Annotated in this window: 9 protein-coding genes; 1 reads left to right on the top strand and 8 read right to left on the bottom strand. The window is 67.8% G+C overall.

Annotated elements, in window-relative coordinates:
• Positions 1-131 precede the first annotated feature (131 nt).
• Positions 132-446 (top strand): hypothetical protein, encoded by a 315-nt coding sequence (locus A5784_RS32645; RefSeq protein ID WP_156750917.1) that lies wholly within the window; start codon positions 132-134, stop codon positions 444-446.
• Positions 447-467: 21 nt separating this feature from the next.
• On the opposite strand, the gene A5784_RS32640 is transcribed toward A5784_RS32645, so the two are convergent.
• The 8 genes from A5784_RS32640 to A5784_RS32605 all read right to left on the bottom strand — a co-directional run bounded on the left by A5784_RS32640 (position 468) and on the right by A5784_RS32605 (position 11,549).
• The gene (locus A5784_RS32640) at positions 468-1,466 is read right to left on the bottom strand and encodes a WXG100 family type VII secretion target (protein WP_064949017.1); all 999 of its coding nucleotides are present in this window, start codon (positions 1,464-1,466) and stop codon (positions 468-470) included.
• A gap of 72 nt (positions 1,467-1,538) precedes the next feature.
• Positions 1,539-3,638, bottom strand: a complete 2,100-nt coding sequence (locus tag A5784_RS32635; protein ID WP_064949016.1) for a substrate-binding domain-containing protein — start codon at positions 3,636-3,638, stop codon at positions 1,539-1,541.
• A 58-nt stretch (positions 3,639-3,696) separates the two neighbouring features.
• Positions 3,697-5,928, bottom strand: a complete 2,232-nt coding sequence (locus tag A5784_RS32630) for a malate synthase G (RefSeq protein ID WP_064949015.1) — start codon at positions 5,926-5,928, stop codon at positions 3,697-3,699.
• A 126-nt stretch (positions 5,929-6,054) separates the two neighbouring features.
• Positions 6,055-6,519 (bottom strand): hypothetical protein, encoded by a 465-nt coding sequence (locus tag A5784_RS32625; RefSeq protein ID WP_197514962.1) that lies wholly within the window; start codon positions 6,517-6,519, stop codon positions 6,055-6,057.
• A 46-nt stretch (positions 6,520-6,565) separates the two neighbouring features.
• Positions 6,566-7,462, bottom strand: a complete 897-nt coding sequence (locus A5784_RS32620) for a 3-methyladenine DNA glycosylase (RefSeq protein WP_082945232.1) — start codon at positions 7,460-7,462, stop codon at positions 6,566-6,568.
• Positions 7,455-8,513: a hemolysin family protein gene (locus tag A5784_RS32615; protein WP_064949013.1), complete on the bottom strand. Its 1,059-nt coding sequence runs from the start codon at positions 8,511-8,513 to the stop codon at positions 7,455-7,457. Before A5784_RS32615 ends, A5784_RS32620 begins: the two co-directional genes overlap by 8 nt.
• Entirely contained in the window at positions 8,506-9,879 is a 1,374-nt protein-coding gene (locus tag A5784_RS32610; protein WP_064949012.1) for a hemolysin family protein, read from the bottom strand. The genes A5784_RS32615 and A5784_RS32610 overlap by 8 nt, the downstream gene beginning before the upstream one ends.
• Positions 9,880-10,112: 233 nt before the next feature.
• Positions 10,113-11,549 carry a GuaB1 family IMP dehydrogenase-related protein gene (locus A5784_RS32605; RefSeq protein WP_064949011.1) on the bottom strand — a complete coding sequence of 479 codons (1,437 nt, stop codon included), beginning with the start codon at positions 11,547-11,549 and terminating at the stop codon, positions 10,113-10,115.
• Positions 11,550-11,641: the final 92 nt, after the last annotated feature.

Raw genomic sequence — 11,641 nt, 5'->3', positions numbered from 1 at the left:
GCCCGAACATGATCGTAATGGGCCGATACCGTCGGTCCGCGCACCAAAATCGTGTTTTGCTGAGCCGTTATCGGCATTTACCCTGGCGTGCGGGTTCGGTTCCGCGGAAGGGGGGCGTTGTGCATCCGGTGGTGGCTGATCTGAGGGCTCAACTCGGCGTGCCCGCAGAGTTCGAGGAAAAGACCGTCAACATCGCAGACGGCTGGGCATTCGTCTACGGCAAGATTGTGGGTGCCGACGGTCTGCCGTTCGACTACAGCGGCACGCCGTTTGCCGAAGCCGCCGGCAACGGCGGTAGGTCACGCACCTACGCGGGCCTGTTCCGCGACGACGGCACCGCGTGGACCAAGGTCGACAGCGCCGTGGGCCCGACCGACCTGGCGTGGGATGGGTGGGCCGAACGCTATGGGGCGCCGGCCGCGATCTTCCGGATCCCGCCGGACTGAACCTGTTCCCGTCGCACCGGATCAGGGCGGTGACAGGTACATCACCTGGCCGTACGGGTTTCCGTAGCTGACCACCTGGCTGCCGTCGGCGTTCTTGTTGTTCGAACCGATCAGCGTGATCCGGCCACCGTCGTTGGTGGCGACGAGTTCGGTGTGCTGACTGCCGTTGATCACCGCGACATCACCGGGTTTGGCCTCCGATGCGGGCACCATGTGCCAGCCTTGGGCCTGCAGCCGTTGCGACATGTCGGCGACACCGTTGCTGTGCCAGTCGATCAGGCCTGCTTTCTGCAGCGTCGCGGTGACGAAGTTGGCGCAGCAGACGTCGTTGGGGACGCTGGGATCCATCGGGAGGTCGCCGCTGCCCTTGAGCTCCGAGGCATTGCGGCCGAGGAAGTCCTTGGCGATATCGGCCGGGTTCTGCCCGGTCGGCGAGGACTTCGGCTTGTCGTGCTTGTCCTCGGGCTTGGTCTCGCCGTCCTTCTTGTCGTCTTTGCCGCCGTCCTTGGGCTCTTCGGCGAACTTCCGCATCGCGTCCGCGGTCGACTTGTCGGCCTGCTCGAACTCGGCGAGCATTTTCTTGACCGCCGACTCCATTTCAAGTGCCTTGAGCTTGATCTCCATGCCGAGCACCGGGAAGAGGTTCGCGTACTGCTGCAGCAGCGGCCCCGGGGTCACCGAACCGTTGTCGGCAACCTTCCAGAACTGGCTCGCCCCGCCATTGACCATGCTGTCCAAGGCAGATCGGATACCGGTCAGCTGCTGGCCGCCCGAGGACATCACCTGCTGCATGGCGCGCAGCTTGTCGCGGTAGCCCTCCTGTCCGACGAGCATGTCGGCACCCTGCTTCTGCGCAGCGGTCGACGCCCCACCGGTCCAGCTGCCGGCCAGCCGGCTCAGATGTGAGCGCTGCGACGAGATCTGCGCGTCGAGGCGGTTGGCAGAGCCGGCCACCTCTTCTGCGGCGTTGAGCAGTGATTGGGGTTGGGTTCCCAACACCTGCGACACCGTCAGTGTCATCACACCCCCTGAAAAGTCGGTGTGTGTATTCTCTCCCGTTCACCGGGAGTCACGACGCACCTCTTTGCCGGGTCAGCTCAGCATGGTGGCAACAGCGGCGGCCAGTTCGGGCGAGGCCGAACTGGTCAGGTGCTGATACTTGCCGCCGGTGGTCTGCGCGACCGCTTCCCAGGTGGCCCGGTCGGTGTCGCCGCCGAAGTCGATGACGTTCACCGCGACCGGGTGGGCCGGGTCGAAGGCTCCGTGGATGTAATCCTGCAGGCCCTGTCCACCGAGGCTCTGGTCGGTATGCGGACCGGTGGTGATCACCAGGATCGAATTGTCTTTGCCGTCACGGAAATTCGACGTCGCATCGGTGTAGATGAGGCGCAGCGTGGTGAACGACACCGCGCCACCGCCCGAGGCCGTCTGCTCATCGAGAGTCGAGCTGAGCGCCTGCGAGCGGGGCTCACCGCCGACCTGGTCGGACAACGGGCCTCTCGACACCGCGGAGCGGCCTTCGGTGCCGTCGAACGTCCACAGGCCCACCTCGGAGGTTGCAGGCAGTGCCTTGAGTCGCGAGTTAAGTGCCGCAGCCACATTCACCAGCCGGGACTTGCCGCCCTCATCGGTGGGCATCGACTGGTCCAACATGATCGTCACCGCCGGGCTCGTCGACGGTGTCGCCATCGCGTTGGCGAGCGTGACCCGCATCGTGTTGTCGCCGACCGACAGTGGCGCGCTGACGGGCGCGAACTTGGTCACATCGCTGGACGGCGCCGACGTGCCCTCGGCTCGGAAGCCGGCCTTGGCGAGCTCGCCGAGCTGTTCGGGTTTACGCATGAAACGCGCGAATTCGCTGGCGGCGGTGACCTGTTCCTGAGACAGCCAGTCTCCGGTCAGCAGCACCGTCGGGTAATCCGCCATCGCGGTGGGGCCCGGTGGCACCCAACCGGCGAGGTCGCGCTTGGCGTCGCTGAGCGAGCCGGCGCGCTGGAACAGTTGTTGCTCGGTGGTGACGACCGCATGCACGGGTGCACCGGCCGGGTCCGTTGCCTTGAGCATGGCGTCGAAAGCCGTTCCCAGCTCGGCATTGTCGAGCTTGGGTGCTCCGCCGAGCAGCGTGTTGACAGCGCCGAGTCCGGCGCTGGCCGGTGCACCCGATGGTGCCGAGGCTGCCGCCACCGCCTCGCCGGCCAGGTAGGCGGCGTCACCGTTGTTGCGGGTGGGCAGAGCCAGTTTCAGCGGCCCCCAGCCGTTGAGCTTCAGATCGTTCAAGGCGCTCGGGTTGCTCTGCAGGTTCGGCAGCGTCGACCAGTTCTGCTGCGCCAACGCGTCTTTGAGTTGTGGCGGCACCGCGAGCAGCACGGGTGAGGTGACCAGGGAGCGGCTGTCGCTGACGGTCTTGGCGCCCGCGGTGGCCTCAAGCCGTGCCTCGGAGACCCCGCTGGCCGGGATCCACAGTGCGGGCCTGTCGCCGAGGTCCTTGGGCCACGCGTTGGCGAATCCGCTGACCACTTGGTCGGATTCGGCCGATTTCACCTGCACCTTGACGCAGCGGTCACCGATCGGGTTGGCCGACCCGTTGTATTTGTCGGCCAACGTTTCCACGGTCGGGGAGATCGTGGGGTCGGCGATGACGGACACCGCGAGGTCCCCGTCGACGCAGCGGGCCGCCGCGGCGTCCTTGCGGCTGGAGAGCACATCACCGAAGAACCGCCACAGGATGACGACTGCGACGATCGCGACGACGCCGACGAGCGCCGCGATCACCCCGACGCTGACACCGCGCCGACCGGTCGAGACGGCGCGATGGCTGCCTGTCCATTCCCCGCCGTCCCAGTCGCCGCCGTGTTGACGGCCATTGGGCTGACGCCGGCCGACGGCACTGAACTGCGTCGTGGGCGCATCGCGGTCGACGTCGTCGTCGGCGTAGTCGTCGTCATCGGGGTAGCCCGCATACCCCGCGTCGTCGTACTCGGCGTCCCCATAGGGATCCTCGTACTCCGAGTCGCGGTAGCCGGAATCACGCGGGCCGCGCCGCCGCCCGTAATCGGGCCTGTCGTAATCGTCCGAGTCGTGGCCATCCGAGTCATAGCCGCCCGAGCCGTAACGACCCGACCGGTGACCCGGTTCGTGCCTGGGATCGTCGGCCGAGTCCTCGGGGTCGTCGGGAACGCTGTGCCTACCCATCCCTAGCCTCTGTACTCGTCGCGTCGACCAAACGTCCGGTTTCGCCGCCGAAGTCTAGTCACTGCGCAGCAGCGCTCGCTTTGAACTCGCGGCGGCGGCGGTGCAGGATCGGCTCGGTGTAGCCGTTGGGCTGCGCCGCGCCCGACAGGATGAGTTCCTGGGCGGCCTGGAACGCGATGCTGGCGTCCGGATTCGGGGCCATCGCCAGGTAGTCGGGATCGCCTGCGTTCTGTTCGTCGACCACGGCGGCCATGCGGCGCAGGCTGGTCTTGACGTCGTCGGCGGTGATCACGCCGTGGCGCAACCAGTTGGCCAGCAGCTGGCTGGAGATCCGCAGGGTGGCCCGGTCCTCCATGAGGGCGACGTTGTGGATGTCGGGCACCTTCGAGCACCCGACGCCGGCATCGATCCAACGGACCACGTAGCCGAGGATCGACTGGCAGTTGTTGTCGACCTCCTCGTGGATCTCCTCCGACGACCAGGTCAGCGACGAGTCGGCCAGCGGGATGGTCAGCAGATCGTCGATCGACGCGCGTTCGCGGCCCGCCAGTTCCTTCTGCACCTCGAACACGTCGACGGCGTGGTAGTGCATGGCGTGCAGCGTCGCGGCGGTCGGGGAGGGCACCCACGCGGTGGTGGCGCCTGCCTTCGGCTGGCCGATCTTCTGCTCGACCATGTCGGCCATCAGCTCGGTCATGGCCCACATGCCCTTGCCGATCTGGGCCTTGCCGGACAGGCCGGTGGCGAGGCCGACGTCGACGTTGTTGTCCTCGTAGGCCTTGATCCACGGCTGGCTCTTCATCGCGCCCTTGCGGATCATCGGGCCGGCTTCCATCGAGGTATGGATCTCGTCGCCGGTGCGGTCCAGGAAGCCGGTGTTGATGAACACCACGCGGTCGGCGGCGGCCTTGATGGCGGCCTTGAGGTTCACCGTGGTGCGGCGCTCCTCGTCCATGATGCCGACCTTGAGGGTCGCCTCGGGCAGGCCGAGCACGTCCTCGACGCGGCTGAACAGCTCACACGTGAACGCGACCTCATCGGGTCCGTGCATCTTGGGCTTCACGATGTACACCGAGCCGGTGCGGCTGTTCTGCAGGGGACCGTTGGCGTCGCTGCTCTTCAACCCATGCATGGCGATCAGGCCGGTAAACAGCGCGTCCTGGATGCCTTCGGGGATTTCCTTGCCCTCGGCGTCGGTGATGGCGTCGTTGGTCATCAGATGTCCGACATTGCGGACGAACAGCAGGCTGCGTCCCGGCAGCGTCAGCTCACCCTCGCCGTCAGGTGTGGTGAACGTGCGGTCGGCGTTGAGGACACGGGTGAAGGTCTTGCCGCCCTTGCTGACCTCTTCGGCCAGGTCACCCTTGTTCAGGCCCAGCCAGTTGCGGTAGCCCAGCACCTTGTCGTCGGCATCGACAGCGGCCACGGAGTCCTCGAAGTCCATGATCGTGGTGATCGCGGATTCCAGGACGACGTCCTTGATGCCTGCGGCGTCGGTGGAGCCGATGGGGGAGTCGGGGTCGATGAGGATCTCGATGTGCAGCCCGTGGTGCTTGAGCAGCACCGACCACTGCGGCTGGCCCAGCTCGCCGGTGTAGCCGACGAACTCCTCGGGCGTGGCGAGCCCGACCGACGAGCGCTCGCGCGAGGGGTCATCAGACTCAGCAGGGCCGTCACCCAGAATCACGAGCAGTTGGCCGTCGTCGATCTTGAGCCCGGTGGCGTCGCTCCACGAGCCGGCGGCCAGCGGCACGGACTCGTCGAGGAACTTCCGGGCGTAGGCGATCACCTTGTCGCCGCGAATCTTGTTGTAGCCCGAGCCCTTTTCGGCGCCGTCATCCTCAGAGATCACATCGGTGCCGTACAGCGCGTCATACAGCGAGCCCCACCGCGCGTTGGCGGCGTTGAGCGCGAACCGCGCGTTGAGGATCGGCACCACGAGCTGCGGGCCCGCCGTCGTGGTGATCTCGTCGTCCACCCCGGCGGTGGTGACGCTGAAATCGGCAGGCTCGGGCTGCAGGTAGCCGATCTCGGTGAGGAACTGCTTGTAGTCGGCCAGGTCAAAGGGCTCGATGACGTGGGCGCGGTGGTACTTGTCGATCTGAGCCTGCAGCTCGTCACGGCGGGCGAGCAGCTCTTCGTTCTTGGGGGTGAGGTCGGCTACGACCTTGTCCACACCAGACCAGAAGGTGTCGGGATCAACCCCGGTGCCGGGCAGCGCCTCATTGGTGATGAAGTCGTGCAGCACCTTGGCGACCCCTAGGTTGCCCACCTTCACGCGATCGGTCATCAGTTCTCAATCCTTATTCCGGGATAGCGGCAATTTGCTCATCGTACCGGTCAGTAATTGCGGCGATTACGGGTGCGGCGCTGTTCGGGGCCTTCCCGGCAGGTGTGTCGTTCGCTGGGAGTGCACCTACGGGGCCACGGGCTGAATGGATGACATGGCGCATGCAGCACCGGGCGGGTCGCCCTGCCAGTAGTGGACGACCAAAGTGTTTGCCGGGAAGGAGACCGCGAGGTCGTTCAACGAGCGCGACGCGAAGGCCCGGCTCTTGGCGCGGCCGTACCAATTGGGGTCGTCGGGCGCGATGGGCACGTTCACCTCGTCGAGCGTGTCGTCCCACTGCTTCACCGCGGGCGGTGGGTTGTCGCCGAACCCCTCAGATTTCTGGTACGCGTCGAGCGGACCGCTCAGGGTGATCGGTGCCCCGCCGCCGGCCGGGGAGCCGGTGATGGTGCCCTGCGTGGCGTCGGTGCTCACGGCCGTCAGCCTGACGGTGCCCGGAGCGCATACCGTGGCGTGAGCGGGCGCCAGTCCGACGGTGCCCGCCACGCCGAGCAACAGCGCCGCCGACGCGGTCATGGTCGTTGCGCGCATGGGTGCCCTCCCTGGCTCGAAGCGGGTCTGCGCTCGTGCATCTTGGTTATCGCGCGCGAGGCAGCGATGTTTCGGTGTCCAGCACTTCGAGCAGAGTGTCACATTCGGCGAGCAGCCGGGCCCGCAACGGAGCTGCCCGCTCGGCGATGTCCTGCTGTGCGCGCACGTATTCGGCCCGCCCGGCCGGCGTTTCGATGGCGATCGGTGCGAAGCCGTAGTCGCCGAGGTCATACGGGCTGGCCCGCATGTCGACGGCCCGCGCGGCGGCGGCCAGCTCGAGAGCATCCATGACCAGTTCGGAGGCCACCAGCGGGCCCAGTTTGTATGCCCACTTGTAGCAGTCCATGGCGGCGTGAATGCAGCCCGGCTGCTCGGTGCGTACCTGCGTCTCGCGGCTCAGCGGCTGCTCGTTGCGCGGAACGGCGGGTTCGGTGAAGAACCGGAACGCGTCGAAGTGGCTACAGCGCAGCGGAAGCGAGTCGACGACGGCGTCAGTTCCGGCGGCGCCGAGCCGCAGCGCCACCTGGCCGTGCCGCTTCTCGGGCGTGCGGTACACCATCGCCCACTCGTGCAGGCCGAAGCAGTTCAGCCGCGGCGGACGGGTCGCGGTCGCCCGCAGCAACTGCGCGATGAACCGGACCGTGTCGGCGCGCGAACTCAGATGCGCCGGTGTCACCCCGACCCCGTCGCCACGGCTGCCGTAGCCGCTCGCACCGAGATAACGCCGGGCCGGCGGGCCAGCAAGCACCACGCCGAACCCCGGGTGCCAGCGGCGCAGCTGACGCGGGCGCAGGCTGTAGTAGGTGAACAGGAAGTCCCACACCGGGTGCGCCTCACCGTGTTCTTGGCGGCGCAGGTGTGGCGTCAGGAAACGGTCGACGCGGGCGCGGTGACGCTGCTCCCGTTCGGTCCAGTCCGCCTCGCCGAGCACCAGCTCAGACACGGTGGGTCCCGTCGCGCACGGTCCCGACCAGATCCTCGACCAGATCCTCCAGCGCCACCATGGCGGTGACGGCGCCGCCTGCCGCGTCATCGGTGACCAGTGCCAGGTGGCTGTTGCTGCGCCGCAGCCGCGACAACGCGTCGGGCACCGGAAGCGACGCAGGCACTTGCGGCAGTGGCCGAACCATCGACACGTCGAGGACGGCCTCGGGATCGGCGACCTCCGGCAGCACGTCCTTGATGTGCAGGTACCCGATGAACTCGCCGAACGAATCGGCCACCGGGAAGCGGGAGTAGCCGGTTTCGGCGAGGGCCCGCTCGACATCGCCGACCATCGGGCCCGAGCCGGGGGCGGCGACGCGGATGGCATGCATCTCCGACAGCGGCATCGCGACATCGGCCACCTTGCGGGTCCGGGTCTGCAATGCCCGGGTCAGCCGCAGGTGCTCCTCGGCGTCGAGCAGGCCCTCCGAGAGCGATTCGGCGATCATCTCCGAGAGCTCGACGGTCGAGACCGCGGACTCGAGCTCGTCGCGGGTCTCGACCCGGAACAGGCGCAGCGTGGCGTTGGCGCACCAGTTGTAGAACGCGATGAACGGCCGGGCCGCGCGGATGTAGACCAGATACGTCGGGATCAGCAGCATGGCGGCCGACTCCGGGCCTGCGATCGCGATGTTCTTCGGCACCATCTCGCCGAGCAGCACGTGCAGCGTCACGACGATCGCCAACGACACCACGAATGACACCGTGTGCAGTATCGCGTCGGACACCCCGAGGAGCTCGAACGGTTTCGACAGCAGATGGGCCACCGCGGGCTCACCGACGCGACCCAGCAGGATCGAACAGATCGTGATGCCCAGCTGCGACCCGGCCAGCATGAGCGACAGGTTCTCGCCCGCGCGGATCACGGTCACCGCACTGCGCTTGCCTTGCTCGGCCAACGCCTGCAGCCGGTCGCGGCGGGCCGATATGAGTGCGAACTCCGACGCCACGAAGAACGCGTTGGCCGCCAGCAGCACGATGGTGAGCAGCACGCCGAAGACGTCACCCATGGTTGTCGGCTCCTTGTTCGGAGCGCCTGCCCAGTTCGGTCAGCTCGAGCAGATCGATGCGCCGCCCGTCCATCCGGACCACCGTGGCCAGCCAGCGGGCGGGCTCGTCGCTCGCCTGGTCCGGGTCGAACGCGGTCAGCTCGACGGCCTCGCCCGCCTGGGGAATGTGGCCGAGTTCCTGCAACACCAGCCCGCCGATCGTCTCGTATTCGCCCTCGGGGGCGCGGAAGCCGGTCTCGGTCGCGACCTCGTCGATGCGCAGCAGACCCGAGACCTGCCAACCGCGGCCTGCCGGCACGACGTCCGGGGTGGCGTCATCGTGCTCGTCGCGGACGTCGCCGACGATCTCCTCGATCAGGTCCTCGACCGTCACCATGCCCGCGGTGCCGCCGTATTCGTCGACCACCAGCGCGGTCTGCAGCCCGTTGGCCCGGATCTGGGCCATCACCGCGTCGCCGTCGAGCGCGGACGGCACCCGTGCGACGGGCAGGGCCAGCGCGGCCAGCCGGGTGCGGGCGCGTTCTTCCCGGGGGATGGTGAAGATCTGTTTGACGTGCACCACGCCGATGGTCTCGTCGAGGTCACCCTCGACGATGGGGAAGCGCGAATAGCCGGTCCTGATCGCGACCTCCAGCAGGTCGGTGACCGTCTCGTGGGATTCGAGCGCCTCGATCTTCGAGCGCGGTGTCATGAGTTCCTCGGCGGTGCGCTCGCCGAACTGCAGCGACCGGTCCACGAGCAGCGCCGTCGTCGGGTCCAGCGAGCCGCTGCGCGCCGAATTGCGCACCAGCGACGCCAGTTCCTGGCCCGAGCGGGCCGAGCGCAATTCCTCGGCCGGCTCGATGTCGAGCCTGCGCAGGATCCAGTTCGCCGTGCCGTTCGTCATCCGGATGACCGGGGTGAACAACGTCGAGAACAGCAGCTGGAACGGGGCCGCGGCGCGGGCCGTCGGGACCGGGCGGGCCACCGCGAGGTTCTTGGGCACCAGCTCGCCGAACACCATCGACAGCGACGTGGCGATCAGCACGGCGAAGAACAGCGACAGGCCACCGGAGATGTTGGCGGGGATGCCGAGCGCGTCCAGACCCGGGCGGACCAGCCGGCCGACGACGGGCTCGGCCAGATAACCGGTGGCCAGCGTGGTGATCGAAATGCCGACCTGGGCGCCGGACAGCTGGAAGGACAAGGTCCGATGGGCGCGCCGGACCATCTGGTCGCGGCGGTCACCGGTGCGGGCGTTGGCCTCGACGGTGCTGCGTTCCAGCGCGGTGAGGGCGAACTCGGCCGCGACGAAGATCGCGGTACCGGCGGTGAGCAGAATGATCGCCAGGATCGAGAGCAGCGAGAAGACCAGATCGGAGTTCATCGGGTCCTCGCCTGCGGGGCGCCGGGCAGAAGGCCCGGCCGACTAGTAGAGGGGTCGCCCGTGTCGGCGTCCGATGCTGTCTGCTGTTCCGCGGAGAAGGCCGGTTCAGAACCGGAGGCCTCAGCGGGTGCCTGCGGCACGTGAACCCTTTCGTTCGGATGGCGCAGCGAAATCTGGCCAGCAGTGAATGCGATGAGCGTCCATCTTATCGCGGCGAGAAGCAGCGGGCTGCGTCACCAACCGCTCGGCAGCGGATGGCCCTCGGCGAAACCGGCCGCCGACTGCACCCCGAGCACCACCTTCTCGTGCAGTTCGGGCAGGGTGGCGGCACCCACGTAGGTGCAGGTGCTGCGCACGCCCGAGGTGATGTGGTCGAGCAGATCCTCGACACCGCCACGGGCCGGATCGAGTTCCATCCGGGAGGTCGAGATGCCCTCCTCGAACAGTGCCTTGCGGGCCCGGTCGAACGGGCTGTCGCCAGCGGTGCGGGCCGCCACGGCGCGTTTGGAGGCCATGCCGTAGCTCTCTTTGTACGGGCGGTCGTCACGGTCGCGCAGCAGATCGCCGGGGGATTCGTAGGTGCCTGCGAACCACGACCCGATCATCACGTTGGACGCGCCTGCGGCCAGCGCCAGCGCCACGTCCCGCGGATGGCGCACGCCGCCGTCGGCCCACGCGTGCGCGCCGAGTTGCTTTGCCGCGGAGGCACATTCGACCACCGCGGAGAACTGTGGCCGGCCCACGCCCGTCATCATCCTCGTGGTGCACATGGCGCCAGGGCCGACCCCGACCTTGACGATCGTCGCGCCTGCTTCGATCAGGTCGCGGGTGCCCTCGGCGGAGACCACGTTGCCCGCCGCCAGCGGTACCCCGAGATCCAGCGATGCCACCGCCTTGATGGCGTCGAGCATCTTGTGCTGGTGCCCGTGCGCGGTGTCGATGACGAGCAGATCGGCACCCGCCTCGACCAGCGCGCGGGCCTTGCCCGCGATATCACCGTTGATGCCGACCGCTGCGGCCACCCGCAGCCGTCCGGAGGCATCGACCGCGGGCGCGTAGATCCCGGCCCGGATCGCGCCGGTACGCGTCAGCACGCCGGCCAGGGTGCCGTCCGGCGCGGTGAGCACCGCGACATCGACCGGCGCATGCTCGAGCAGGTCGAACACCTGGCGTGGTTCGGTGCCGACCGGAGCCGTCACGAAATCGGACAACCCGACGTCGCGGACCCGGGCGAACCGGTCGACCCCAGCGCAGCTGGCCTCGGTGACCAGCCCGATGGGGCGCCCCTCGAACGTGACAACAGCCGCGCCATGAGCCCGCTTGTGAATCAACGCCATCGCGTCGGACACCGAATCTTCCGGGCCGAGCACTACCGGGGTGTCTGCCACCAGGTCGCGACTCTTGACGAATTGGACGGTGTCGGCCACCACGGTGATCGGCAGGTCCTGCGGGAGCACCACGATGCCGCCGCGGCGCGCGATCGTCTCGGCCATCCGGCGGCCTGCCACCGCCGTCATGTTCGCAACGACCACCGGAATGGTTGTCCCGGAGCCGTCGACGGTGGACAGGTCGACATCGAAGCGGGACGCGACGTCCGACCGGCCCGGAACGATGAACACATCGTTATAGGTCAGGTCGTACGGCGGGGTGTGTCCGTCCAAAAACCTCACGGCATCGAATCTACTCAGGCCTGGATTTCGGTGCGGTCACCGCTCCAGAGGGTGTGGAAGCGTGCGGTGGGTTCGGCGTCGGTGCGTCCGTA

The organism is Mycobacterium sp. 852013-50091_SCH5140682 (assembly GCF_001665685.1).
GTDB lineage: Bacteria > Actinomycetota > Actinomycetes > Mycobacteriales > Mycobacteriaceae > Mycobacterium.
Note: the sequence above shows the minus strand (reverse complement) of the source record. Positions and strands in the feature narration are given on the sequence as shown.